This is a genomic window from Pseudomonas sp. MF7453 (genome assembly GCF_016405455.1).
Classification (GTDB): domain Bacteria; phylum Pseudomonadota; class Gammaproteobacteria; order Pseudomonadales; family Pseudomonadaceae; genus Aquipseudomonas; species Aquipseudomonas paralactis.
The window spans coordinates 255,898-280,617 of record NZ_JAEKCN010000006.1 but is presented as its reverse complement, the minus strand read 5'-3'; the positions used below and the strand labels follow the sequence as shown (position 1 = coordinate 280,617).

At 59.8% G+C, this 24,720-nt stretch carries 20 protein-coding genes; 12 read left to right on the top strand and 8 right to left on the bottom strand.

Annotated elements, in window-relative coordinates; genetic code table 11:
• Positions 1-132 precede the first annotated feature (132 nt).
• The 6 genes from JFT63_RS12045 to JFT63_RS12020 all read right to left on the bottom strand — a co-directional run bounded on the left by JFT63_RS12045 (position 133) and on the right by JFT63_RS12020 (position 9,556).
• Positions 133-2,637 carry a LuxR C-terminal-related transcriptional regulator gene (locus JFT63_RS12045; RefSeq protein WP_233102288.1) on the bottom strand — a complete coding sequence of 835 codons (2,505 nt, stop codon included), beginning with the start codon at positions 2,635-2,637 and terminating at the stop codon, positions 133-135.
• Positions 2,638-3,056: 419 nt separating this feature from the next.
• Positions 3,057-4,304: an NAD(P)/FAD-dependent oxidoreductase gene (locus JFT63_RS12040; RefSeq protein ID WP_198844017.1), complete on the bottom strand. Its 1,248-nt coding sequence runs from the start codon at positions 4,302-4,304 to the stop codon at positions 3,057-3,059.
• Positions 4,305-4,306: 2 nt separating this feature from the next.
• On the bottom strand, positions 4,307-5,878 hold the full coding sequence (locus JFT63_RS12035; protein WP_198844016.1) for an aldehyde dehydrogenase (NADP(+)): 1,572 nt from the start codon (positions 5,876-5,878) through the stop codon (positions 4,307-4,309).
• A gap of 133 nt (positions 5,879-6,011) precedes the next feature.
• A complete protein-coding gene (locus JFT63_RS12030; RefSeq protein ID WP_198844015.1) occupies positions 6,012-6,959 on the bottom strand; it encodes a dihydrodipicolinate synthase family protein in 948 nt (315 codons plus the stop codon).
• A 33-nt stretch (positions 6,960-6,992) separates the two neighbouring features.
• Positions 6,993-7,919 carry a 4-hydroxyproline epimerase gene (locus JFT63_RS12025; RefSeq protein WP_057703408.1) on the bottom strand — a complete coding sequence of 309 codons (927 nt, stop codon included), beginning with the start codon at positions 7,917-7,919 and terminating at the stop codon, positions 6,993-6,995.
• 11 nt (positions 7,920-7,930) lie between these two features.
• Positions 7,931-9,556: an APC family permease gene (locus JFT63_RS12020; protein WP_057703407.1), complete on the bottom strand. Its 1,626-nt coding sequence runs from the start codon at positions 9,554-9,556 to the stop codon at positions 7,931-7,933.
• 186 nt (positions 9,557-9,742) lie between these two features.
• On the opposite strand from JFT63_RS12020, the gene JFT63_RS12015 reads away from it, so the two are divergent.
• The 4 genes from JFT63_RS12015 to JFT63_RS12000 all read left to right on the top strand — a co-directional run bounded on the left by JFT63_RS12015 (position 9,743) and on the right by JFT63_RS12000 (position 16,080).
• Complete coding sequence (locus JFT63_RS12015; RefSeq protein WP_057703625.1) at positions 9,743-10,531, top strand: AraC family transcriptional regulator; 789 nt, start codon at positions 9,743-9,745, stop codon at positions 10,529-10,531.
• 184 nt (positions 10,532-10,715) lie between these two features.
• Positions 10,716-12,782, top strand: a complete 2,067-nt coding sequence (gene treS, locus JFT63_RS12010; protein ID WP_057703406.1) for a maltose alpha-D-glucosyltransferase — start codon at positions 10,716-10,718, stop codon at positions 12,780-12,782.
• A gap of 449 nt (positions 12,783-13,231) precedes the next feature.
• Positions 13,232-14,791 carry an AAA family ATPase gene (locus tag JFT63_RS12005; protein WP_332873446.1) on the top strand — a complete coding sequence of 520 codons (1,560 nt, stop codon included), beginning with the start codon at positions 13,232-13,234 and terminating at the stop codon, positions 14,789-14,791.
• Complete coding sequence (locus JFT63_RS12000; RefSeq protein WP_198844014.1) at positions 14,788-16,080, top strand: McrC family protein; 1,293 nt, start codon at positions 14,788-14,790, stop codon at positions 16,078-16,080. The genes JFT63_RS12005 and JFT63_RS12000 overlap by 4 nt, the downstream gene beginning before the upstream one ends.
• Before the next feature lie 68 nt (positions 16,081-16,148).
• On the opposite strand, the gene JFT63_RS11995 is transcribed toward JFT63_RS12000, so the two are convergent.
• A complete protein-coding gene (locus JFT63_RS11995; protein ID WP_198707827.1) occupies positions 16,149-16,577 on the bottom strand; it encodes a glycine zipper domain-containing protein in 429 nt (142 codons plus the stop codon).
• 228 nt (positions 16,578-16,805) lie between these two features.
• Between JFT63_RS11995 and JFT63_RS11990 the strand changes: the two genes are divergently transcribed.
• Positions 16,806-17,264, top strand: a complete 459-nt coding sequence (locus JFT63_RS11990; protein ID WP_046068267.1) for an Hsp20 family protein — start codon at positions 16,806-16,808, stop codon at positions 17,262-17,264.
• Positions 17,265-17,313: 49 nt separating this feature from the next.
• Here JFT63_RS11990 and JFT63_RS11985 read toward each other — a convergent pair whose 3' ends face one another.
• Positions 17,314-18,210 (bottom strand): LysR family transcriptional regulator, encoded by an 897-nt coding sequence (locus JFT63_RS11985; protein WP_186562063.1) that lies wholly within the window; start codon positions 18,208-18,210, stop codon positions 17,314-17,316.
• Positions 18,211-18,514: 304 nt separating this feature from the next.
• Between JFT63_RS11985 and ycaC the strand changes: the two genes are divergently transcribed.
• From ycaC to JFT63_RS11950, 7 genes are all read left to right on the top strand, one after another.
• On the top strand, positions 18,515-19,141 hold the full coding sequence (ycaC, locus tag JFT63_RS11980) for an isochorismate family cysteine hydrolase YcaC (RefSeq protein ID WP_057703401.1): 627 nt from the start codon (positions 18,515-18,517) through the stop codon (positions 19,139-19,141).
• 210 nt (positions 19,142-19,351) lie between these two features.
• Positions 19,352-20,383, top strand: coding sequence for a phosphate ABC transporter substrate-binding protein PstS (pstS, locus tag JFT63_RS11975; protein ID WP_198844013.1), 1,032 nt, complete (start codon positions 19,352-19,354; stop codon positions 20,381-20,383).
• Between the two features lie 75 nt (positions 20,384-20,458).
• A complete protein-coding gene (pstC, locus tag JFT63_RS11970; protein WP_057703399.1) occupies positions 20,459-21,427 on the top strand; it encodes a phosphate ABC transporter permease subunit PstC in 969 nt (322 codons plus the stop codon).
• A complete protein-coding gene (gene pstA / locus JFT63_RS11965; RefSeq protein WP_057703398.1) occupies positions 21,424-22,317 on the top strand; it encodes a phosphate ABC transporter permease PstA in 894 nt (297 codons plus the stop codon). Before pstC ends, pstA begins: the two co-directional genes overlap by 4 nt.
• Before the next feature lie 76 nt (positions 22,318-22,393).
• Positions 22,394-23,155, top strand: a complete 762-nt coding sequence (pstB, locus tag JFT63_RS11960) for a phosphate ABC transporter ATP-binding protein PstB (protein ID WP_233102297.1) — start codon at positions 22,394-22,396, stop codon at positions 23,153-23,155.
• 55 nt (positions 23,156-23,210) lie between these two features.
• Positions 23,211-23,909: a hypothetical protein gene (locus JFT63_RS11955; RefSeq protein WP_057703396.1), complete on the top strand. Its 699-nt coding sequence runs from the start codon at positions 23,211-23,213 to the stop codon at positions 23,907-23,909.
• Positions 23,909-24,535, top strand: coding sequence for a hypothetical protein (locus tag JFT63_RS11950; protein WP_416146408.1), 627 nt, complete (start codon positions 23,909-23,911; stop codon positions 24,533-24,535). The genes JFT63_RS11955 and JFT63_RS11950 overlap by 1 nt, the downstream gene beginning before the upstream one ends.
• The last annotated feature ends 185 nt before the right edge of the window (positions 24,536-24,720 follow it).

Below are 24,720 nucleotides of genomic sequence, written 5' to 3'. Positions count from 1 at the left end.
TTGGGGCCAGGAGAGCACCTCTCTCTGGTGTTGAGGGATGCTAGGGCGCGCTGCTCGGCTGCGGCTACGAGCAGGGTGGGTAGGTGGCGAGAATTGCGGCGCATCGACTACCCGCTTGGGTAGGTTGGTGGGTCAATGAGGGGGGGCGAGTAGACCAATACGCATCGCTGCCGCCATAGCCGCGGTGCGATTGTCGACACAGAGCTTGGAAAACACGTGTTTGAGATGGAATTTCACCGTGTTTTCAGAAATATCCATCGCCAGGGCAATGGCTTTGTTCGATTGGCCTTCGGCGAGCAAGGTGAGGATCTGTGTCTCCTTGGCACTGAAGGAATGGCGCGAGCGCACAGGGTGCGCTCGCCATCCGCGCAGGCGAGTGATGATTGCATGTTGGTTGTGGGCGGTGTTCGGGCAGGCTTCCAACGCCCCCAGTATGCAAGGCCCGGCTTCCAGTAGCAGGCCGGGCAATGCCTGAGCCGGGATCGACGTCAAAATTGCGTGGTGCTCTGCTGGATGGCCTTTACCGTGGATCGCCAGGGCCAGCAGCTGCAGGCGCCAGGCGGGCAGTTGCAAGCCGCGTTCCTGGAGAGTCCTGGCGCCCCTCTGCAGACGATTAAGTGCCTCACCGGACGCCCCTGTTGCGAACTGTAATCGGGCCAGTGCCAACGTCGCTGCCTCATGGTTGCGCCAGTCATCCGCGTTGTTCGCGGCACTTTCCAATTGAGTGGCGAGTGCCTCCTGACGCGCTTGCGCCAAGGCCCCGGCTTGCACCAGCAGGTCGACTCGCCAGGCGTTGACCAGCCGTGTCAACCGATGCCAGTTGCGCGCCGTGGCGAGTTGGACCACCTGCGCAAGCTCCAGTAACGCCGGCTGTTGGCCAAGATTGCGCAGTGAAGTGCGCCATGACGCTTCGGCAGTGGTCGCGGCGATATCGAGCCAACCGTCGGTGTGTTTGAGCGAAGCCCAACCGTCGCGAAACCAAGGTTTCGCTTCGCCCCACGCACCTTGCCAATACAGGTGCTGCGCCTTGAGGCAGCCCACCAGGGCCCGCACGGAACTTTCGCTGCCGAACTGGATATTGGCCACGGCCAGGGCTGCGTCTACTATCTGTGCTGATGAGCGGATATCGCCTGCCAACGCTTGGATTTGCGCTTCATGAATCTGGCAGTAAATCTCACCCAAGGGACTGGCCGCCACCCGCATCTTGATCTGAGCCGAACGAATCACTTGCAAGGCCAAGGGCAGTTGGCCTTGCACCTGTGCCTGTAAGGCATGAACGGCTGCCAGCGTACCTGCTGCGAGCAGGTTGTCGGCTGAGTCGCTTTCGCAAAATGGCAGTTCGTAGCGATCGATATAGGCATCGGCCAGCGTCTGAATCACATGAAAGTCTCGCGTCAGCCTTTTATCCTTATGGGCCCGGGCCCGGGTCAGGTCAAGCATCTGGTTAGCGAGGGCGTGCTCGCCAAGCTTTGCGTGCAAGTACGCCTGGAGCAGCAAAAGGTCTGGTTCGGTACTGAGGGTTTTTTTGTCGAATTGCTGCAGCAGGCTTTCTGCGTAACGAATGCCGTTATGCAGCACTACCTCCCACCCCCCCGCCTGCACAAGCAGGTCAACGGCGAGCCGAGTGTCACGGGCGCGCAGTGCATAGCGGATGGCCTGCACCCAGTCTCTTTCTTCCGCCAGCCAGTGCGCTGCCGCGTTATAGAGGTTACGGGCTGCGTCGGCATCAATGCTCTGGTTGAGAAAGTCCTGAAGTATCCGATGGTGACGAAACCATTGGCGGTCAGCATCCAAAGGGACGAGCAAGGCGTCCAGATGAGTCAACTGCGTCAGGAGCTGCGCACTGTCGTTACGACCACGTACTGCGTCGGCCAGCTCGGCGTTGAAGCGCTCCAGCAATGCCATATCACGCAAAAAAGCCTGACATTCAGGTGACAGGCGTTGCACCACCTGTTCGGTAAGGTACTCGGCCATGTCGGTGGTACGCCCGGAAAAGGCATTCAGGCTGTACGGTGATGCATCGCCACTGCCGCGCCACAACCTGGCCAGTTGCACGGCTACCGCCCAGCCTTCGGTTCTCTCGTGCAAGTCATGCAGTTCGACGGTCGGAATATCGAGGCCCAGAATGGCAGCGGTTTCGGCGGGTGTGAGCGTTAACGCTTGGGCGCAGACTTCGTACATCCAACCATTGGCCTTCCATTGCGCCAGGGGCCAGTTGGGCCGCACACGTGCGGACACAATCCATTCGAGCCACGGTGAGGCCTGTTCCAGCAGGGCCTGAACGATTGGGTCGAGTTGAGGGTTCGCTGTCGTGTGGTAGTCATCAAGGAACAGGGTGACTTTTCGGTTTGCACGGGCCAGTGCGTGGAGCAGGGCAGTGATTGTGCGCTGCGGTTGGACATCCAGTGATTGAGCCTGCGCCAGGCGCACAAGGTGCCCGAGATCCAGGCCGGCGTGGTCCAGCGTCAGGATCAGATAGGACAGGAAACGGTTGGGGTCGCCATCTGCTTCATCCAATGACAGCCAAGCGAGGGTCGCAGGTATCGTGGCTGACAGCAGGTCTTGTCGCCACTGCATCAATAGTGTGGTTTTGCCAAAACCTGCGGGTGCTATCACCAGCACCAAAGGGCCTCGCATTCTTTCGCGAAAAGACTTCAATAAAGCCTGACGAGGCAAGGAAGTCTGCAGTGTCAAAGGTGGCGTTAGCTTGCCAACCCAACCCCAAGCGTTGAATGAAGTGGAAGAGGTGCTTTTTTTCACGACCGAGGTCTCGTACAAAAGGGCCTGCGTCGTTTTAGCAGCTACTTTTTCGTTGGGGCCGGCTGAATCGTCACGTAATGTTTATTCAGAGCCAAAGTCTGCGATACACGCCATCTGCGCGACGTGGGCCAGGTACTACGTTATCTGTCTAACCGCTTGTTTTATGGTGATAAGTGTGGGGTGAAGGACCCGCGCGATCGGGTTCCCACGCGCTTTGCAGGATTTATCTGATTTTGGGGGCTCAAGGCGAGGCGCCAAATCTGGAGCGAGTAGGCTCGCTCCACAGGCCGGTTTTCTCAGAACCGATCGAGTCGATAGGGCTTTAACTCAGACACCGACTCTCCCGCCGCCAGCTGCCCAACCCTTTCGGCCGTCACCGCCGCCTGCGTCAGCCCCAAATGCTGGTGCCCGAACGCAAGCAGCACCTTGGCGTCGCATACCCGGTCGATGATCGGCAGCGAGTCGGGCAGGGAGGGACGAAACCCCATCCAGGGCGTGGCCTGGCTGTCGCTGAGGTCGTGACGAAACAGCCCTTGGCTCATGCGGTGCAGTTGCCAGGCCCGTTGCATAGTGGCCGGGCGGTCGAGGCCGGCGAATTCGACTGTTCCGGCCAGGCGCAAACCGCCGGTCATGGGCGTCATGATGAACTTGCGCTCCAGCGAGGTGACGGCAAAGGGCAGGCGCTGATGCTCGTGGGGCAGCATCAAGTGATAACCGCGCTCGGTGTCCAGCGGCACCTGTTTGCCGGTCAGTGCGGCGGTGAGTTTGGCCGAGTGCGCACCGCAGGCGATCAGTACTTGGCGTGCCGTCAGTACGCCTTGGTCGGTCATCAGTGAAACGCCGTTGCCCTCAAGGCGTCCATCCAACACGCGCTGCTGCAGAAATTGCACGCCCTCGGCCTTGGCCGCGTTCACCAGTTCGCCCACCACGGTGTAAGGGTCGAGAAAGTGTCCGGTAGCGGGGAAGAACAATCCGCCTTGTATCGCGTCGCTCAGTTGTGGCGCGGCCTTGCGCACCGCATCGCCGCTCCAGAAGTTCACCGCTACGCCTTGCTGAGTCATGCGCTGCTGCAACGCATCGATGGCAGCGCGGGATTCGGCGCGCTCAAACACCAGCAGCGAACCGTCTTCACGCAACAAATGCGTTTGCCCAATGGAGTGCAGCAAGCGCTGCCACGCGCCCAGGCTGCCTTCGTTCAATGCACGCAGGCCGGCCACGGTGCGCTGGTAGCTTGCCGGTCGCAGATTCAACAATAGGCGAATAAACCAGGGCAGGGCGCGGGGCAGGTAGGTCCAGTCCAGGCGCAGTGGGCCCATGGGGTCCAGCAGCATGGCCGGCAAGCGCTTGAGGATCGACAAGTCGGCAATGGGAAATACCTGCTCCGTCGCCAGGTGACCGGCGTTGCCGTAGGAGGCGCCCATGCCCGGTGCCTGCGTGTCGACCACCAGCACCTGGCGGCCCTGGCGTGCCAGCTGCAAGGCACAGGCGACGCCGATAATGCCGGCGCCGACCACCACAATGTCTGCTTGATTGGGCTGGGCCATGGCTACGCCTCTCTCTGGCCATCAACCAGGCGCCGCAGCCCCAGCGGGTTGTCGTGCCCGAGCGCAGCGGGCAGCAAGGCATCCGGGAAATCCTGATAGCACACCGGCCGCAGGAACCTGTGGATCGCCGCCGTGCCCACCGAGGTGCTGCGCGCATCCGAGGTCGCCGGGAAGGGCCCGCCGTGCACCATCGCGTCGCAGACTTCCACGCCGGTCGGCCAGCCGTTGACCAGCAGGCGCCCGGCCTTGCGCTCCAGCACGGGCAGCAGGGCCCGGGCCTGTGGCAGGTCGTGGTCATCGATATGCAGGGTGGCCGTGAGTTGACCTTCCAGGTGCTCTGATACCTGGCGTACTTGCTCGGCATCCTTGCACTCCACCACCAGCGAGGTCGCACCGAACACTTCGGCCTGCAGATGTACGTTGCTCAGGAACGCCTGGGCCTGGGTTACGAACAGATGGGCCTGGCCGTGGTTTGGCCCGGTGGCCGCCAGGCCCTTGGCGGCGACCCGGGCGTGTTTGGCCAGGGCACTCACGCCGGTTTCATAGGCGTTGAAGATGCTCGGGGTGAGCATGGTCTGGGCTGGAGAGTGGTTGAGCAAATCACTGGCGACATGGATAAAGCGCTCCAGTGCTGGGCCTTGCACAGCGATCACCAGACCAGGGTTGGTACAGAACTGGCCGGCGCCTTGGGTGAGGGACGCGACGAAGCCCTCGGCCAATTGTTCACCTCGTGTTTCAAGCGCGGCAGCAAACAAATAGACCGGGTTGATGGAACTCATCTCTGCGTACACCGGGATCGGCTCCGCGCGTGCCTGCGCAGCCTGGCACAGGGCGATACCGCCGCTGCGTGAACCGGTGAAACCCACGGCCTTGATACGCGGGTCGGTCACCAGTGCGATACCCAACTCATTACCCGAGCCATAGAGCAGTGAAAACACGCCCTCCGGCAAGCCGCACTGTTTAACGGCCTGTGCAATGGCGCTGCCCACCAGCTCGCTGGTGCCGGGATGGGCATTATGAGCTTTAACGATGACCGGGCAACCGGCCGCCAGCGCCGACGCGGTATCGCCGCCCGCCACGGAGAAGGCCAAGGGGAAGTTGCTGGCACCAAACACCGCCACCGGGCCCAGGGCGATATGGCGCTGGCGCAGGTCGGCACGGGGCAGGGGTTGGCGTTGGGGTTGCGCGTTATCGACCCGTACGTCGAGCCACTCGCCCAGGCGCACGGTGCGGGCAAAAGTGCGCAACTGCCCACAGGTGCGGCTGCGCTCGCCTTGAATGCGCGGGCGCGGCAGGCCGGTTTCGGCGATGGCGCGCTCGATCAGTTCCTCGTCCAAGGCCTCGATGTTGTCGGCGATGGTTTCAAGGAACCTGGCGCGATCTGCCAGGGAGGTTTCGCGATAAATATCGACGGCAGCCCAGGCCAGTGCGCAGGCCTGGTCTACGTGTTTGGCATCGCCGCCAGCGTAGGCGGGGTCCAGTGGCGTGTCGGTGGTGGGGTTGATGGCGCGGATTGCATCGCGACGGCCATGAAGGGATTGCTGACCGATCAGCATCTTGCCTGTCAGAGTCATGGGGGCATCCAGGTAAATAGAGGGTTGTTGTAGGAGCGAGCTTGCTCGCGAAAAAAGTGCATATAACGCGTTTATTCAGGATGAACGCGTTATCGTTAACGACCTTCGCGAGCAAGCTCGCTCCTACAGAAAATCAGGCGACGTTCTGTTCAGCCGACCAGCTGGCATACCACTGGCGGAACAGCGCGTACTGCTGCTCGGCATAGCGGCGCTGGGCAGCGCTGAGCACATCGGTTTCGTTGAAGTGCAGGGCGTAACCCTTGTCCCCGTTGAGCACCATTAGATGCTTGTAATACAGCACCAGGTCGCAGCCTTCATCGAACGATGACAGCACCGCCAACGCAGCTTCCAGTTCCCGGGCCTGGCGGCGCGCCTTGGCATCGCCCTTGGCGGCCTTTTTGCTCAGGGCCACCAGTTGCAGCACTTCTCGTGGCAGCGCGTTACCGATACCGGTAATGGCGCCGGTGGCGTTGCAATTGACGAAACCGTGTACCACTTGCGTATCCACGCCAACCATCAGCGTGACGTCATCGTCCTGAGAAGTAATGTTTTCTGCGGCGTAGCGCAGGTCGGCGCCGCCGCCGAATTCCTTGAAGCCGATCAGGTTCGGATGTTCGCGGCGCAGTTCGAAGAACAGATCGGCGCGGGTGGCGAACCCGTAGTAGGGGCTGTTGTAGATCACCGCCGGCAGGTTGGGCGCTGCTTTGAGGATCGCAGCGAAATGGGCCTTTTGCGCGGTGACCGAAGCGCCTCTGGACAGCACGCGGGGAATCACCATCAGGCCATGGGCGCCGACCTGGGCGGCATGGGCTGCGTGGGACACGGCCTCTCGGCTGTTCACCGCACCGGTGCCGACGATGGTCGGCACACCCGCCGCGACCAGGCGCGCCACGCCTTCCTGGCGCTGGGCCTCGGTGAGCAGCGGCCAGTCGCCCATGGAGCCGCAATACACCACCGCACTCATGCCGATGTCGATCAGCTCACGGCCCTTGGCGACCAGCGCGTCGAAGTCGGGCGTGCGCTCGGCGGTGCAGGGTGTCATCAGGGCGGGCATGCAGCCGGTGAAGATGTTATCGCTCATGGTACTCACTCCAGGTTCATTTAAATAAGGGGCTTAAATGCCCCAGGCGAAAGGGTCCTGCTCGTCGATCAGCAAAGTGCTGTCGGCGGTCATGAAGGCGCGGCCAGTAATGAAGGGGCTTACGCGTTCGCCGTCCCATTCATAGCGGCCCTGGAACTGGCTGCCGGTGATGCTGGCTTGTACCCAGATCTGCCCCGCCGCGAGTTTTCCATCGGCGGCCAGGCACGCGAGTTTGGCGCTGGTGCCGGTGCCGCAGGGGGAGCGGTCATAGGCTTTGCCGGGGCACATTACGAAGTTGCGGCTGTCGGCATGGGCGTCATCGGCGAAAAGCTCGACATGGTCGATCAACGCGCCGTCTGCACCGTGAATACCCTGGGCCTCAAGAGCCTTGAGCATCGCCCAGGTGTAGTCGGTCAAGGCGTCAACGTTGCTCATCTGCAACGCCTGGCCGTGGTCCGACACCAGGAAGAACCAGTTGCCGCCCCAGGCAATGTCGCCCCGCACCTCGCCATACCCAGGCACCTGCACCGGTACCTGTTGGCGGTAACGATAGGCAGGCACGTTGCGCAGGGTCACCGCGCCATCCTCGTGCAGTGTGGCCGTCACCGTGCCCACTGGCGTGTCGATGGTGTGGACGCCAGGGGCGATAAGCCCCAGGTAATGCAGCGAGGCCACCAGGCCGAGGGTGCCGTGCCCACACATACCGAGGTAGCCGGCGTTGTTGAAAAAAATCACCCCGCAGGTGGCGCCGGGTGTGACCGGCGCGCAGTACAGCGCGCCGACCAGCACATCGTTGCCCCGTGGCTCCAGCAGGCAGGCGCGGCGCCATTGGTCGTGGTGAGTGCGCAGATCTTCGAGCTGCTCGGCGATGGTAGTGCCCGCCAAGGCCGGGAAGCCGTTCATGATCAGGCGCGTGGGTTCGCCACCGGTGTGGGAATCGATTACATGCAGACGCTTCATGGAAGGTTCCATCAGTGTGTGGCCGCCGAGAGGGAGGTGTCGTAGTGGCCGTCAGCGACCGCTTCGCTTTCATCGTCTTCGCTCTCCAGGCGCACCAGGTGGGCCGGCACGCCGGTGGCGGCGCCCCAGTAGTAGATGCCCAGGGCACAAGCCGCCACGACCAGCGTGTCAAACGGGTGGCTGATCACGCCGATACCGCCAAAGCTGCCGAGTTTGGAGAGCAAGATGGTTACGGCGTAGAAGCCGATCAACCAGGCCGAGGAGCGCACTTGTTGCGTGAGATTAAGGTGTGCGGTCGGTACCCAGCGTGCACAGAGCAGGTACACCACAAACATCAGGATTTGCAGGCCCAACAGCCACGACACCGTGCTCCAGCCCGACCAGTACACGATCAGCGCGGCGATGATGAATGACAGCGGACCCAATACCGCCATGCCCTTGACCCGGAACGGCCGCGCCATGTCCGGTGCATTGCGGCGCAGGGCGGCGACGGTCACCGGGGCCACGGCGTAGCTCAGGATCAGCGCGGCCGATACCACGTTGATCAGCGCTTCCCACGACGGGAACGGCAGGGTCCAGAATACCGACAGGCCAAAGGTCAGCCACAGCGCCGGGCGCGGGATGCCGGACTTCTCATCGATGCGCGTGAAGATCTTGAAGAAGGTCCCGGTCTGCGCCCAGCCATACACCACACGTGGAGTGGCGTTCATGTAGATATTGCCGCAGCCGCTGGGGGAGATCACCGCATCGGCCACCACCAGATAAGCCAGCCAGCCCACGCCCAACGCCAGGGCGATATCGCGATACGGCAGGGCCAGTTCCTTGCTGATGCCGGCCCAGCCGTTGGCGAGCATTTCGGTGGGCACACCGCCAAGGAACGCGGTTTGCAGCAGCACATAAATGGCGGTCGACAACAGTACCGAGAGGATCAACGCGATGGGGATGGTGCGCTGCGGATTCTTCACTTCGCTGGCCACCGAAATGATCGGCGTCAGGCCCAGGTAGGCGAAGATCACGCCGCCGGCCGACACCGCCATCTCAATGCCCGACAGGCCAAACGGTGCAAAACCGTGCATCTGGAAGTTCGCTGGTTTGAAGAAGGTGAACAGCACACCGATCACCAGCAACGGCACGATGAACTTGAACACGCTCACCAGGTTATTGGCGATGGCGAAGGTCTTGACGCTGCGGTAGTTGAGGATAAAGAACAGGCACAGCAGCGCGAACTGCACCAGCCAGCCCAGGGTGGTCGGGTCGCTGGAACCGGCCTTGGTCAACTCAGGAAACCACGCGGCGGCGTATTGGCGTGAGGCGACCACTTCAATCGCCACCAGGCTGGAAAACGCAATCAGCGTGATAAAGCCCATCAGATAGCCCAGCAGCGGGCCATGGGAGTACACCGGGTAACGCACCACGCCACCGGCGCGGGGCAGGGCGGCGCCGAGTTCGCAATAAACAATACCCAGCAACAGCACGGCGAAACCACCCAGCAACCAGGAGAAAATCCCCGCCGGGCCTGCGATGGCCGACACATGACTGGCAGCGAATAACCACCCCGAACCGAAGATGGCCCCCAGCCCGATAAAGGTGAGGTCCATCAGTGACAGCTGTTTCTTGAACTTGCCTTGGCCTGACATAGCGGCGCCTTCTTGTGAGTTATTGGATAGGCATGCAGTGGCGCTATCGTGAACCGGTCAGCCCGGCGGCGATTGATGTTTTGCATGGGCATGAATGACGAATTCAGCACAATTTCCCGTACTCGACAGCGCAAGGCACATGGCGCAATCTGCTGGCCGTCGATCAATAAAAGGGCGGTGAAAGTCATGTTGCACAGCGCGTTTGCAAGCCTTCTCAACGGCAGCCGCCCCGACAGCATCGAGCAGCTGTTAAGCGGGGTAGAGCAGCTATTGCCGATGCTTGACGTGCTGCCCAACGCGGCGATTTTTATCAAGGACATCGATGCCCGCTACGTGCTCGCCAACCGCACTCTGGTGCAGCGCTGCGGCCTCAGGCGGCTTGAGCCGCTGCTGGGCAAGACCAGCGCCGAGGTGTTCCCCGCGCAACTGGGGCCGGGCTATACCGAGCAGGATCGGCGCGTGCTCGAACGCGGGCAGGTACTGGAAGACCAGCTTGAGCTGCATCTCTACGGCACCCGCGAACCCGGCTGGTGCCTCACGCACAAATGGCCGCTGTACAACCGGCTCGGTGCGATCATCGGCTTGGCGGGGATTTCAGTGGACCTGCAATCGGCCAGCCAGACCCACCCGGCTTATCAACGCCTGGCAGCGGTGGATGAACATATCCGCACCCACTTCAACCGCCGCGTCACCCTCGGTGAATTGACGCGCATTGCCGGGATTTCCGTGGCGCAGTTGGAGCGCTACTGCAAGCGCGTCTTCCATCTGACGCCCAGGCAGATGATCCAGAAAGTGCGCCTGGAACATGCCCGGAGCTTGTTGCATACCGAGCTGCCGATTACCGAGGTGGCATTGCAATGCGGGTACACCGACCACAGTGCGTTTACCCGTCAGTTCAAGGCATCCACCGGGTTCACCCCCAGGCAGTATCGGCAAGCAACGCAAGGCGCCAGCGCAGGTGAATGTCTTATGTAGGAGCGAGCTTGCTCGCGAAAAACTCACACGCGCCGCGTTCATTCAGGAAGCACGCGTTATCGTTGACGTTTTTCGCGAGCAAGCACGCTCCTATAGGATAAGCGTCCCATTGCGATGCAACGAATAGCGCGCACGCCCCTCATATGCTTACGAGTAACCTTTAACGACCACAGGTATCGAGCTTATGACCGCGGCGAATAACGATCATGTGAACTGGCTGGTGCAACAGTCCATGCTGCACGCGGCGCGGCAGCGGGCCAGGCTCTACTGCGGGCAAGGGCGCTTGTGGCAGCAGCCCTACGCGCAGACCCGGCCGCGTGATGCGTCAGCCTTGTCGTCGGTATGGTTCACCGCCTACCCAGCCTCGATTGTCACCCGCGAAGGTGGCACTGTGCTCGAAGCGCTGGGGGATGAAACCCTGTGGCACGCCTTGTCGAAGATCGGCATCCAGGGCATTCACAACGGCCCCCTGAAGAAATCCGGCGGCCTGTCCGGCACCCGGCATACCCCGACCATCGACGGCAATTTCGACCGCATCAGCTTCGACATCGACCCCCAACTGGGCACCGAGGCGCAGTTGCAGGCATTGACGCGCATGGCCGCCGCGCACAATGCGGTGATCATCGACGATGTGATCCCGTCCCATACCGGCAAGGGCGCGGACTTTCGCCTGGCAGAGATGGCCTATGAGGACTATCCGGGGCTCTACCACATGGTGGAAATCCGTGAGGAAGACTGGTCGTTGCTGCCGGATGTCGCCGAAGGCCGCGATGCACAGAACCTCAGTCCGCAACAGGTGGATGCGCTGCGCGACAAGCACTACATCGTCGGCCAGTTGCAGCGGGTGATCTTCTTCGAACCGGGGGTAAAGGAAACTGACTGGAGCGCCACGCCGCAAGTGGTCGGCGTAGACGGCAAACCACGGCGTTGGGTGTACCTGCATTACTTCAAGGAAGGCCAGCCGTCGCTCAATTGGCTGGATCCCTCGTTCGCGGCTCAGCAGATGATCATCGGCGACGCGCTGCACGCCATTGATGTGATGGGCGCGAAGATCCTGCGCCTGGACGCCAACGGGTTTCTCGGTGTAGAGCGTAAGTTGGACGGTACGGCCTGGTCGGAAAGCCACCCGCTGTCGATCACCGGCAACCAGTTGCTCGGCGGGGCGATTCGCAAGGCCGGTGGTTTCAGCTTCCAGGAACTCAACCTGACTGTGGATGACATTGCCTCCATGTCCCACGGCGGCGCCGACCTGTCCTATGATTTCATCACCCGGCCTGCCTACCAGCACGCGTTGTTGATGGGCGACACAGAATTTCTGCGCCTGATGCTGCGCCAGATGCACACGCTGGGTATCGACCCAGGCTCGCTCATCCACGCGCTACAGAACCACGATGAACTGACCCTGGAACTGGTGCACTTCTGGACGCTGCACGCCCACGACAGCTTCATGTTCCAGGGGCAGACCTTCCCCGGCAACATCCTGCGCGAGCATATCCGCGAGCAGATGTACGAACGCCTGACCGGCGAACATGCGCCGTACAACCTCAAGTTCGTGACCAACGGCGTGTCCTGCACCACGGTCAGCATCATCACTGCGGCCTTGGGCATTCGTGACCTTGAGGCGATTACTGCTGCGGATATCCAGCAGATTCGCCAGATCCATTTACTGCTGGTGATGTACAACGCCATGCAGCCTGGCGTGTTTGCGTTATCCGGCTGGGACCTGGTGGGCGCACTGCCGTTGGCGGCCGAAGACGTCGCGCACTTGATGGCCGATGGCGATACCCGCTGGATACACCGCGGCGCCTACGACCTGGTGGACCTGAACCCCGACGCCGAGCTCTCGGCCGGGCAGATGCCGCGCTCCAAAAGCCTGTATGGCAGCCTGAACCACCAGTTGCAGGACCCGGATTCATTCGCCTCGCAATTGCAGAAAATCCTCAGCGTACGCCGCGCCTACGACATCGCCGCGAGCCGCCAGATCCTGATACCGGATGTCGAGCATCCAGGTTTGCTGGTTATGGTCCATGAACTGCCGGCGGGTAAGGGGACGCAGATCACCGCGCTGAACTTCGGTGCCACGCCGATCACCGAATCCCTGCACCTGCCTAACATTGCGCCCGGGCCGGTGGTCGACATCATCAATGAGCGCGTGGAGGGTGATCTGACTGCCGAAGGTGAGTTCACCATCACCCTGGATGCGTATGAGGGCTTGGCGCTACGGGTGGTAAGCAGTACACCGATGCTTTAGGCAAAAGCAGTATTGAACGGTGCGTGTCGGCGCGAGCCTTGAGTGTTTTGTTGTTTTGAGCTGGACAAGGTGATGGCAAGTGGCTAGCTTCGCCATCACACCTTTCCATCAGGACGTTTCACATGACATTGAAGTTGCGTAACCGTGTGTTCGAATTGCTGCAAGAAGCTCCTGGTACACGTTGGACGCCTAGTGAGCTGGCATTGGAGCTTTTTCGACTCTATCCCGTTGAGTGTCAGGAAAAAAAAGCGCGCAGCAAGGCCATCGAAACTGACGATGCGTTGGTATCTCAAATAGCCCGTGAGATATACGGTTCTCGCGGTCGCTGGGAGGACAATTATTCCCAGGTGCAATCCGAAGGGGAGAATCCCCGCCGTCTCTATTGGGATGACACATTGCCCGCACTTGCGCCCGGCACTCAGGTTTCACCCTCGGTAGCCGCTGAAAAAGTGGCGCTTAACCGGATTCTGTTTGGTCCGCCGGGCACGGGTAAAACGTATTCCACCATCGAGGCCGCTCTGGAAGTGCTCGACCCGCAGTTTCTCGCCGAGCAACGCTTGAACAGCCCGGCCGATGATGAGCTGCACCACTCCCTGAAAACCCGCATCGATGAGCTGGATCGGGAAGGGCGTATTCGCTTCGTCACCTTTCACCAGAGCTTCAGTTACGAAGACTTCGTTGAAGGCTTGCGTGCAGTCAGCAACGACAATGGTCAAATTGAGTACCCGGTCGAGCCGGGTGTTTTCAAACGTTTGTGTGACCAGGCGCGTACCAGTTCTGCCAACGCCGGCACCAGTAGCAACCCGCGCATCTGGAAAATTTCCATCAACGGCAGCTGGGGAAGCCCCGAGTTGAGTTACTGCCTGGAACATGGCGAAGCGCGTATCGGTTGGGTGGGCGCCGGAGATCTGAAAGCCGAAAACAACACGCCTTATTACGACCAGCTCAGTAGCCAGAGCAAAGGCACCTTGAGCTCTTTTGCAAAGGAAATTCAGCCGGGTGATGTTCTGGTGTGTATTCATTCTGCGGAGTTGATCTCGGCCGTCGGCGTGGTTACCGGCGAGTATCGCTATGAGGCAAACCCGCCGAGCATCGTGCGTGAGTATCCGCAGGTGTTACCGGTGAACTGGCTGTATCGCGATCTTGAACTTTCAGTTCTGCCCATTAATGGCGACAAGTTATTTACGCGCAAAACCGTATATCCACTGGATCGCTTCAACTGGAGCGACCTGCTGGGCTATCTGCACAAGTCTGACGCCAAGCCGATCAAGCCTTTCGAGCAAGCGGATGGAGTACGCAAACCTCATGTTCTTGTGATCGATGAAATCAACCGGGGCAACATCTCGCGTATTTTCGGCGAACTGATCAGCCTGATCGAGCCGAGCAAGCGTGAGCGCTTGAATGCTGAATCGAATGAGGCATTGAGCGTCCAACTGCCGTACTCGAAAAAGCCCTTCAGCGTCCCCGACAACGTTTACCTTATCGGCACGATGAATACGGCGGATCGCTCCCTGGCTTCGATGGATATTGCCCTGCGCCGTCGTTTCAATTTCATCGAAATGCCGCCCAAGCCCGGTCTGCTCGAAGGCATTTTTGTCAACGATGGCGCTGATTCCACATCTGAAGCCGGGGTGGACATCAAGCAACTGTTGAGCACAATGAATCAACGTATCGAGGTTTTGCTCGATCGCGATCATTGCCTGGGACACGCTTACTTCCTGCCGTTGCGCGACGAGCCGAGCCTGGCGCTGTTGGCGTCTATCTTTCGCCAGCAAATTCTGCCACTGCTGCAAGAGTACTTCTTCGAGGACTGGCAGCGCATTCACTGGGTGCTGAACGACCACAATAAGGAAGAGGACGATCAGTTCGTCCAGGAAGTGACAATAGACTTCCTGCAATTGTTTGGCGAAAAAGGGCCGGTAGACTCACGTACCCAACGTTGGAAGCTGAACGAGTGTGCATTTGATCGCATCCAGGCCTATAAGGCGATCAGCAGGATCTCCCGTTGAATCCTACCGTCACGGTCCGCGAATACGCGCGGCTGACTACTGAGGCGATCGAGTCGGGGCTGGACCGTGCGCAAATTTCTCCCTCAGCTTTCAATTGGCTATGTGACCTGAACGACTCCTTCACCAAGGCAGGGACGGCGTTAGCGCAGATAGAAGGCCAATGTTGGCTGAAATTGGATAACTTTGTCGGCGTGCTGGAGAGCCCCTGCGGTATGCGGTTGGAGATATTGCCCAAGCATTTTGAGCAAGGCGATTGTGTTGAGCTCAATCGTAAATTGCTGTGCAAGATGATTCAGGCAGCTTTTAACCTCAAAACCCGTCGCGTGGGCCCTGCGGACTTGATGCTGTTCGATGCGCCACTTAGCGAGTGGGTGATGCTTCAGTTCTTGCTGGAACTGGACCACTTGGTCAAGCGCGGGCTGCGCTTTGACTACCATCGCCTTGAAGAGGAGCAGCGTTATCTGCGTGGCCAACTGGATATCGTCAGGCAGATTCGTCAGCCACCGGGCCGTCAGCATCAGTTTCAACTGCGCCATGATGTCTTCCTGCCGGACCGTCCGGAGAATCGCCTGCTGATGCTGGCCTTGCAGAAAGTCTGCCAGGCGACGCAACAACCGGACAGCTGGCGCCTGGCTCATGAGTTGCGGGGGCTGTTGCAGGAGTTGCCTGCCAGCCGCAACCTGAAAGCTGATTTGAAGCTGTGGCGCAATGACCGTTTGATGGCCCATTACCAACCGGTTAAGCCTTGGTGTGAACTGGTCCTGGGGGAGGGGATGCCCACTGCAGTGTCGGGCAATTGGCATGGAATCAGTTTGTTGTACCCGATGGAAAAACTGTTTGAGCGGTATGTCGAAGTCTGTATTCGCAGGACGTTACCGGATTGCGCAACGATGCAACGGCAGGTCAAGCAAGAATTCCTGTGTCGGCATAACGACGACGGTATGTTCCCACTCAAACCTGACATGCTCATCACACAGAACAGTCAACGCTGGGTGCTGGACACCAAATGGAAACGCCTGGATCAGCGCACAAACAAGTACGGCTTGAGCCAAACGGACTTCTATCAGTTGTTCGCTTATGGCCAGCACTATTTGAAAGACCAGCCGCAGGGCGAAATGTTGCTCATCTATCCTTACAAGGCGAGCTTTGATCAGCCACTTGACCCTTTCCGTTTCTCGGCGCAATTACAGTTATGGGTGGTGCCTTTTGACCTGGAGTCAGGTGCGCTGGTCGACAGGCACCCCGAGCCGCTGCCTTTGTGGAAGGATAGCCACACTTCGCGGCGATAGTGATGCACTCACCAGCGTCCAGGGTCCGGTTGCTTCGTGTTGTTTACTGCAAAAGCTGCAGCAAAGAATCAATGATGTTTGTTCTTGTGCTTATGCTTGTTGCCTTTGTGCTTGGCGCCGCCTGAACGGTGATTGCTCTCGTCATCCGCCAGATTATTACCCAACGCGCCACCTGCGGCGCCGCCAACGCCCGCGCCGATGGTCGAACCGGTGGTGCCGCCCAGGCGATTGCCAATCAGCGAACCACCTGCCGAGCCCAAACCGCCGCCAATTGCCGCTTCGGTCTTGTTGCCTTTCTGCGCGCCAACCGCACTACCGGCCGCGCCACCCACGCCTGCACCGATGGCCGCACCGGTCGACCCACCGAGCTGTTGGCCGACCACATTGCCCAGCGCGCCACCGACACCGCCGCCCAGGGCAGCAGTGCCATCGCCAGCGGCCAGGGCCCCTTGGGAAATCAGGATGCCCAATGCCAGGGCAGGGAATGTCATTTTCATTTTTTGTACCTCAAGGGCTGTCTCAGGCGCTCACGGGTTAAAGCACGCCTGATGTTCTGATTAGAGCACACGCCGTGACACTACGGTTCTGGTGACGGTGATCGGCGCAAGATAAAAATTTTTTTCAGCCCTCTTGAATTCCTTTTCAGCGTCCATAGATTTTTGAGCACGCGATGCCGAACGCGGGTCGCGTACTAAATCACTTGGAGAAACTCAGGAGATTTTAAAATGGCTACTACCCTTTCGTTGGCCCCACTGTTCCGTCAATCGGTGGGCTTTGATCGCTTCAACGACCTGTTCGAGTCGGCGCTTCGCAGCGAGGCTCCCAATTCCTATCCACCTCACAACGTGGAAAAGCACGGTGATGACGCGTATCGGATTGTCATCGCGGTTGCCGGCCTGACGGAGGAGGACTTGGATATCCAGGTCGAAAGGGGCGTCTTGACGGTTTCCGGCGGAAAACGCGAAACCGACGATAAGGTCGCTTACCTGCACCAAGGCATTGCTCAACGTGCCTTCCGTTTGTCGTTCCGCCTGGCGGACCATATCGAAGTGCGCGGCGCTGCCTTGACCAATGGCTTGCTGAGCATCGACCTGCTGCGTGAAGTGCCTGAAGAGGCCAAGCCAAAACGCATCACGATCGGTGGCGAGGCCAAGCCCGAGCTGCGTCAGGTAAGCGTGCAGTGATGTAATCGGCGGTAAGAAGGCGCTCTACGGAGCGCCTTTTTTGTGCGTGCTAAACCTCTTCCTTGGCCGCAAACAACTTCCTGGCCTCGGCAAAGCACTTTTCGGCAATCGCCGAGCGCGGTTCGGTCTTGCGCATCACCATGCCCAGGGGCGCGAGTACGCTGGCGTCCGGCAGGTTGATGAACGCCAGGTTCTGAATCGGGCTTTCCAGGCCGCTGTCCAGCGGCATGATCGCGCAGCAGAAGCCTTCGTGGATCGCCTGGAACAGTTGATAGGTGGAATCGCTTTCCAGAATGGGCTGCGGATCCAGGCCACGGCTGCGGAAGCTCAGGTCGATGGATTTTCGGTAGTGCATACCGTTGCTGATCATCCCCAGCGGCAGTTTGGCGGCCTCTTCCCAGCTCATTTCGCTGCCTTCGAATTGGAAGTGGCGGGTGTCGTAGAGCAGCCCGACACGGGTCTCGCCCATTTCGAAAAATTCCAGGTAGTTGGCGTTGACGTGGTCCAGGTAACACACGCCCAGGTCCAGCTGGTTGGTGCCCAGGGCTTCGATGATCCTGTCCGAACTCATGGAGGTGAGGCTGAACTTGAGTTCCGGAAAGGTGTTGGACAAGTCCTGAATGAAGCTGATCGGGTTGAAACCGCTCAAGGGCACCAGGCCCAGGCGCAGGTTACCGACCAGTTGACCACGGCACGCGGCGGCCTCGGCAAACAGGCCGTCATGGGCGGCGAGCAGGGTCCTGGCCCAGGCCAGCACACGCTCGCCGGCCTCGGTGAAACCTTCGAAGCGTTGGCCGCGGGTGACCAGTTCCAGGCCCAGCTCATCCTCCAGGTTACGCAGGCGCATCGACAGGGTCGGCTGGGTGATGTGGCAGCGTGCGGCGGCCTGACCGAAATGGCGGGTCTGTTCCAGCGCGATCAGGAATTTGAGTTGCTTTATGTCCATTAAGGCTGCCTGGAAAGAGTGTCGGAAACGCGGTACGCGGCGAGAGCTGAGCAGATGGTCTCATTGTAACGGCTGGCACGTCCAAGCGGACGGGTCACAGGCATCGTTCCATTTATGAGATGCAGCGGCCTGATTCAGCCACTACCTAACCCTGAACCTGATGACTAAGGTGGCTCCTGACTGCATCAGGTAACGCTGCAAACTTCAATGGTCACGAAGAACCGGACTCACAGCGAAAGTAAACACGCTGGGTTTTTTACGAGGTGCCCGCTCAGGGCATCACCTTTTTATCAGGAGTACCACAATGTCTACACCTTACGTTCGTTTGGACAAAGATAACGCCGCTGTGCTGTTGGTCGACCATCAGGCCGGCTTGCTGTCATTGGTTCGGGACATTGACCCGGACAAGTTCAAGAACAACGTGCTGGCCCTGGCTGACCTGGCCAAGTACTTCAAGCTGCCGACCATCCTCACCACCAGTTTCGAAACCGGCCCGAACGGCCCACTGGTGCCCGAGCTCAAGGCGCTGTTCCCGGACGCTCCGTACATTGCCCGCCCTGGCCAGATCAATGCCTGGGACAACGAAGACTTCGTCAAGGCCATCAAGGCCACGGGCAAGAAGCAGTTGATCATTGCCGGCGTGGTGACCGAAGTGTGCGTGGCGTTCCCGGCGCTGTCGGCCCTGGCTGAAGGGTTTGAAGTATTTGTGGTGACCGATGCTTCCGGCACGTTCAACGAACTGACCCAGCAATCGGCCTGGGCCCGTATGACGGCCAATGGCGCGCAACTGATGACCTGGTTTGGCCTGGCGTGTGAGTTGCATCGCGATTGGCGCAACGATATTGAAGGCTTGGGGACGTTGTTCTCCAACCACATCCCGGATTACCGCAACCTGTTCACCAGTTACAACGCCTTGACTGAAGGCAAATAAGCCTGATGAGTGAGGCTGCCGGCTATCGGCAGCCTCATCTTGTGCATTCGGCGGTAATCCAGTCGCAATTTGTTACTAACTGGATGTCAGAAAATTCCCCGTTGTAGGGGCAATCAGGGACAAATCCGCAGCCTGCCATTCAATTTTCATAAAAATGTAACAACCCTGCTGCACAGTTCGGGAGCCCGTCACCACAACGAGTTCCTTTTAATGAAAAGCTTGATGAAGTCCGCAGCACTCGCCGTTACGGTATCTCTGTGTGCCTCCTCCATGACCTTCGCCGCCGAGAACGTGCGCCTCACCGGTTCCGGCGCCAGCTTCCCTGCACCGATCTACCTCACCTGGTTCAAGGACTTCAGCAAGAAGACCGTTGGCGTTACCGTGGATTATCAATCCAAGGGCAGCGGCGCAGGCGTGCAGGATTTCCTGAATAAAACCGTCGATTTCGCCGCCAGTGACTCGGCGATGAAGGATGAGGACATCGCCAAGGTGGCCGAAGGCGTGCAATTGCTGCCAATGACCGCAGGTGAAATCGTGCTGGCGTATAACCTGCCGGGCAACCCCAAGGGCCTCAAGCTGCCACGCGACGTTTACTCCAATATCTTCCTGGGCAAGATCACCAAGTGGAACGACCCACAGATCGTCGCCGCCAACCCGGACCTGAAACTGACCGACACGCCGATCACTGTGGTGGTGCGTGCAGACTCCAGCGGCACCACAGCGGTATTCACCAAGCACCTGGCGACCATCAACCCTGAATTCAAAACGGCGCTGGGGGAGGGCAACACCGTCAACTGGCCGGCCAGCGATAAGTTCATCAAGTCGCCCAAGAACGATGGCGTAACCGCCACTGTACGCCAGACGCCAGGCGCGATTGGCTACATTGAGTACGGCTTCGCCAAGTTGGCCAAGGTCGACTTTGCCCAGTTGCAGAACAAGGCCGGGCAGTATGTGGTGCCCAATGCCGAGAGCGGTGCCGAGGCCCTGGCAGCCGTGAAGATGCCGGAAAGCCTGGTGGCCTGGCTGCCGGACCCGGACGGCGCGAAGTCCTACCCGATCACGTCCTACACCTGGATGATCTTCCGCAAGGACAACGGTAACCCGGCCAAGGCCAAGGCCATGCGCGAAATGGTCGAATACAGCTTGACCGAGGGGCAGAAAATCGCCGACTCGATGGGCTACATCCCGCTGCCGCAATCGGTTGTCGATCAGGTGCGCAAAGCTTCCGCCAACATCCAGTAACACCCGTGAGGTCGCTCTTGGCCTGGGCTGTCAGCCAGGCCGGGAGCGTTTCCCCCCTTGTTCCGGAATTCGCCCATGATCAAACCTTTCGTCGTCCCGGTTAACCCCGATTCTGCCTGCCAGCCCCCCTCTGCAAAGGACTTCCTGGTCGATCGCACCTTCCGAGGGCTCGCGCGAATCGGGGTGGTACTGATTCTGGCGTTGGTCGCAGCCTTGGTATTCGAGGTGGGACGCAAGGCCCTTCCCGGCATGGAGAAGCACGGTTTTGACGTGCTCTTCGGTAGTGTCTGGGATGTCAACCAAGGCAAGTACGGGATCCTGCCGGCGATTTGGGGCACGCTCTATAGCGCCTTGATCGCGCTGCTGATTGCAGGGGTTTTCGGCGTCAGCATGGCAATTTTTCTCACTCAGGATTTCCTGCCGGCGAAGCTCGCCGCAGTGTTTCGCACCATCGTTGAATTGCTCGCGGCCATCCCCAGCGTGGTGTATGGGCTGTGGGGCATCTACGTGGTGATCCCGGCGATCCGGCCATTGACCACCTGGTTGAACAGCGAGCTGGGCTGGATACCGTTTTTCGGCACGTCCTTGAGCGGGCCGGGGTTGCTCCCGGCGGCGCTGGTATTGGCGATCATGATTCTGCCGACGATTGCCGCCGTGTCCCAGGACGCCCTGACCAGCGTACCGATGAAAACCAAACAGGCCGCCTATGGCATGGGCACCACCCATTGGGAGGCGATTCTCAAGGTAATGGTGCCATCCGCCGCCACCGGTATTTTCGGTTCCCTGGTGCTCGGCCTCGGTCGCGCACTGGGTGAAACCATGGCGCTGGCCATGCTGGTGGGCAACGCCAACAACATCTCACTGTCGTTGTTTGCGCCGGCCAATACCTTGGCGGCCTTGCTGGCGCTGAACTTTCCCGAAGCCGGGCCGAACGAGATCGAGGTGTTGATGTACGCCGCGCTCGTGCTGATGTTTATCACGCTGCTGGTGAACGTCATCGGTTCCATGATCATGCTCTACGCCCAGCGCGGTAACAAACAATGACTAACCTCACGTCCCCGATCACTGCGGTGCCCAGCCTGCAGCGCAAGTTCGAAGGCCGCGCGCTGCGCAGCCTGGTGTTGACCACGCTGGTCTGGCTGGGGGCGCTGATTGCCAGCGTGCCGCTGATTTCCGTGCTCTACATGCTGATCACCCGTGGCGGCGCACGCCTGAGCCTGGAGGTGTTCACCGAACTGCCGCCTACCGGCTTCGAGACCGGTGGCGGTTTCGGCAACGCCATGGCAGGTACCTTTGTGATGGTCGGCATCGCGGCTGCCATCGCGGTACCGGTCGGCATCATGGCGGCGATCTTCCTGGCCGAACTGGGGCCGGACAGCAAATTGGCGAACGCTGCGCGCTTTGCCGCCAAGATGCTCACGGGGTTGCCGTCGATTCTGGCCGGGGTATTTGCCTACGCCCTGGTGGTCATGACCACCGGAACTTACTCGGCACCGGCGGGCGGTGTAGCCCTGGCGGTACTGATGCTGCCGATCGTGGTGCTGACCGCCGAAGAGTCGATGCGCATGGTGCCCAAGATCATGAAGGACGCCGCCTACGGCATGGGCTGCACCCGCTCGCAGGTGATCTGGAAGATCATTTTGCCGACCGGCCTGCCGGCGATCCTCACCGGCGTGATGCTCGCCGTGGCCCGTGCTGCCGGTGAAACCGCGCCGCTGCTGTTTACCGCGCTGTTCAGCAACTACTGGATCTACCACGACGGCGACCTCGCGGTCATGAACCCCACGGCCTCGCTGGCGGTACTGATCTACAACTTCTCCGGCATGCCTTTCGACAACCAGCTTGAGCTCGCCTGGGCGGCCTCGTTGGTGTTGGTGATGATTGTGCTGGTTGTCAATATTGTCAGCCGTATCTTCGGCAAGCCCAAGTATTAAGAACGGGAGCATCTGAATTTTGAACGTCTCAACTGCGCAAATAGCCGCTCCGTTTGTCACCCAGTCGCCTGTGGTCATGGACTGCAAGCTGGACAGAATTTTCTACGGCAACTTCATGGCGGTGCGTGACAGCCACGTGCCGATTGAAAAAAACAAGATCACCGGCTTTATCGGCCCTTCGGGCTGCGGCAAAAGTACCGTGTTGCGCAGCCTCAACCGCATGAACGACCTCGTGAAGGGCTTTCGCTTTGAGGGCCATGTGCATTTCCTCGGCCAGGATGTATATGGCAAGGGCGTCGATCCGGTGGTGGTACGCCGCTACATCGGCATGGTGTTCCAGCAGCCCAACCCGTTTTCCATGAGCATCTTCGACAACGTCGCCTTCGGCCTGCGCCTGAACCGCTACAAGGGCGATCTGGGCGATCGCGTCAAGCACGCCCTGCAAGGCGCGGCACTGTGGGATGAGGTCAAGGACAAGCTCAAGGTCAGTGGCTTGTCGCTTTCCGGTGGCCAGCAGCAACGGTTGTGCATTGCCCGCGCTATCGCCACCGAGCCGGAAGTGCTGTTGCTCGATGAGCCGTGTTCGGCCCTGGACCCCATCGCCACCCGCCGGGTCGAGGAACTGATGGTCGAGTTGAAGAAGGATTACACCATCGCCCTGGTGACTCACAACATGCAGCAGGCCATTCGCGTAGCGGACACCACGGCGTTTTTCTCGGTGGATATTTCCCAGGGCACGCGCACGGGCTACCTGGTGGAAATGGGCGCGACCGCGCAGGTTTTCGGCAGCCCGCGTGAACAAATGACCGAGGATTACATCAGCGGCAAGTTCAGCTGAGTCCTCCATGTTCGATAACCGCCGCACCTGCGCCAACGTCTTCTCGGGAATGCCAATGCCTGCAACGCATCGTCTAGATTTGCCAGCGATTGAACGCGCCCTGCGTAAGGTGCAGAGCCGCTTTGCCCAGCTCAGCACGCAGTTTACCGAGCCGCGGGACCCGCTGACGGACGAGGTGTTGGAGAACGTGCTTGAGGGCTACGCGCTGGTTGACGACTATGTCGCCCGGGGCGTCGACCTGTTTGATCTGCATCACCTTGACCTGATGCTGGAGATCAACGCCACGGTGCTCTGCGGTCGAGACCCGGCGCGCAGGCTGGAATATGCGCAGCACCTGGCCGCTACCGAGGAGCACTTTTTCAACAACGTTGAGGGCGGCATCAAGGACTTGTTCAATTGGTACTGCGCGTACCGCAGCGAATCGGTGTGGAAGCGTGCGGCGGGTGTGTATGTACGCATCCTCAGCAAGCCGCAATTATTTATCGAAGGCAATAACCGCAGCGGGTCGTTGATCGTCAGCTACCTGCTGATGCGCGCCGGGTTGCCGCCGTTCGTGCTCACGCTGGAAAACGCCGAGGGCTACTTCAACCCCTCTTCGGTGATCCGCAACTCGGCCAAACATGGGGTGAAGGCGTTGTATGAGTTGCCAAAAATCAAGAAGAAGTACGCCGCGTTCCTGGAAGAGCAAGCGCCTGATCCAGGGGTGTTTTTCTTGAGCGACACACCGCAGCCAATCTATCAGGGAGGCCAATGATGCGCCGGTATGAAACTTTCGCAGGCAACTGCCGAACGTCCGTCAGCCGACTCGTACAAGCCTTGTCCACGCGTATGCTCGCGCGACCGCGCGTACGGATCTCGTTTGATATCGACGACACACTGGCCTGCCAACTTGATCATTCCCCCGTCGAAAGCAGCTGGTTGCCGGCCTGCGTCCATCGCTGGTGGGGCGAGCCGCTGCGTGTCGGCACTCGCTCCCTGACCCGGGAGTTACGGCGCCAGGGATGCAGCATCTGGGTTTACACCTCGTCAGGGCGGGCGCCTTCCTACATCAGGCGTTGGCTGATGCTGTACGGCATTCGTGTCGATGGGGTGGTAAACAGCGTCCTGCATAACCAGACCCTGAACGCACGCGGGCTATTGAACACACCTTCGAAGCTTCCGTCGGCCTTCGATATCGATTTGCATGTGGATGATTCCGAGGGCGTGCGCATTGAAGGCCATGAGCATGGCTTTCGGGTGGTCGTGGTTGACCCGCAGGATGAGCAGTGGGCGCAGAGAGTGCTTGAGGCTGTCGCGGGTGTGCAGGCGCAATTGGCCAGGCAGCAAGTGCCTCGATATCAAAAGCCGGTACGACAAGGCGCTGAAATTTTTTCTTCCTGAGATCAATGGGATGTCATGCAAAACCCCTTTGAATGCTCGTTGCCAATGAGCAGCCGCAGACAAAAAAGTCTTACCTTTCAGCGCGCTTCGCCGCGTGTTAGAGATTGAACAAACTCACACGCTTAATTGACGCCATCAAAATGACATCCTATGATCGCCCTCCATTGGTGGCTTAAGGCCACAAT

Bases quoted from the DNA above. Each gene is read 5' to 3' on its own strand.
- JFT63_RS12025 (WP_057703408.1), bottom strand. From the start codon at position 7,919: ATGAAGCGTCTGCATGTAATCGATTCCCACACCGGTGGCGAACCCACG.
- JFT63_RS12045 (WP_233102288.1), bottom strand. From the start codon at position 2,637: ATGCGAGGCCCTTTGGTGCTGGTGATAGCACCCGCAGGTTTTGGCAAA.
- JFT63_RS12035 (WP_198844016.1), bottom strand. From the start codon at position 5,878: ATGACTCTGACAGGCAAGATGCTGATCGGTCAGCAATCCCTTCATGGC.
- treS (WP_057703406.1), top strand. From the start codon at position 10,716: ATGACCGCGGCGAATAACGATCATGTGAACTGGCTGGTGCAACAGTCC.
- pstS (WP_198844013.1), top strand. From the start codon at position 19,352: ATGAAAAGCTTGATGAAGTCCGCAGCACTCGCCGTTACGGTATCTCTG.
- JFT63_RS12030 (WP_198844015.1), bottom strand. From the start codon at position 6,959: ATGAGCGATAACATCTTCACCGGCTGCATGCCCGCCCTGATGACACCC.
- JFT63_RS12015 (WP_057703625.1), top strand. From the start codon at position 9,743: ATGTTGCACAGCGCGTTTGCAAGCCTTCTCAACGGCAGCCGCCCCGAC.
- JFT63_RS11985 (WP_186562063.1), bottom strand. From the start codon at position 18,210: ATGGACATAAAGCAACTCAAATTCCTGATCGCGCTGGAACAGACCCGC.
- ycaC (WP_057703401.1), top strand. From the start codon at position 18,515: ATGTCTACACCTTACGTTCGTTTGGACAAAGATAACGCCGCTGTGCTG.
- pstB (WP_233102297.1), top strand. From the start codon at position 22,394: ATGGACTGCAAGCTGGACAGAATTTTCTACGGCAACTTCATGGCGGTG.
- pstA (WP_057703398.1), top strand. From the start codon at position 21,424: ATGACTAACCTCACGTCCCCGATCACTGCGGTGCCCAGCCTGCAGCGC.
- JFT63_RS12020 (WP_057703407.1), bottom strand. From the start codon at position 9,556: ATGTCAGGCCAAGGCAAGTTCAAGAAACAGCTGTCACTGATGGACCTC.
- pstC (WP_057703399.1), top strand. From the start codon at position 20,459: ATGATCAAACCTTTCGTCGTCCCGGTTAACCCCGATTCTGCCTGCCAG.
- JFT63_RS11995 (WP_198707827.1), bottom strand. From the start codon at position 16,577: ATGAAAATGACATTCCCTGCCCTGGCATTGGGCATCCTGATTTCCCAA.
- JFT63_RS12040 (WP_198844017.1), bottom strand. From the start codon at position 4,304: ATGGCCCAGCCCAATCAAGCAGACATTGTGGTGGTCGGCGCCGGCATT.
- JFT63_RS11990 (WP_046068267.1), top strand. From the start codon at position 16,806: ATGGCTACTACCCTTTCGTTGGCCCCACTGTTCCGTCAATCGGTGGGC.
- JFT63_RS11950 (WP_416146408.1), top strand. From the start codon at position 23,909: ATGCGCCGGTATGAAACTTTCGCAGGCAACTGCCGAACGTCCGTCAGC.
- JFT63_RS11955 (WP_057703396.1), top strand. From the start codon at position 23,211: ATGCCTGCAACGCATCGTCTAGATTTGCCAGCGATTGAACGCGCCCTG.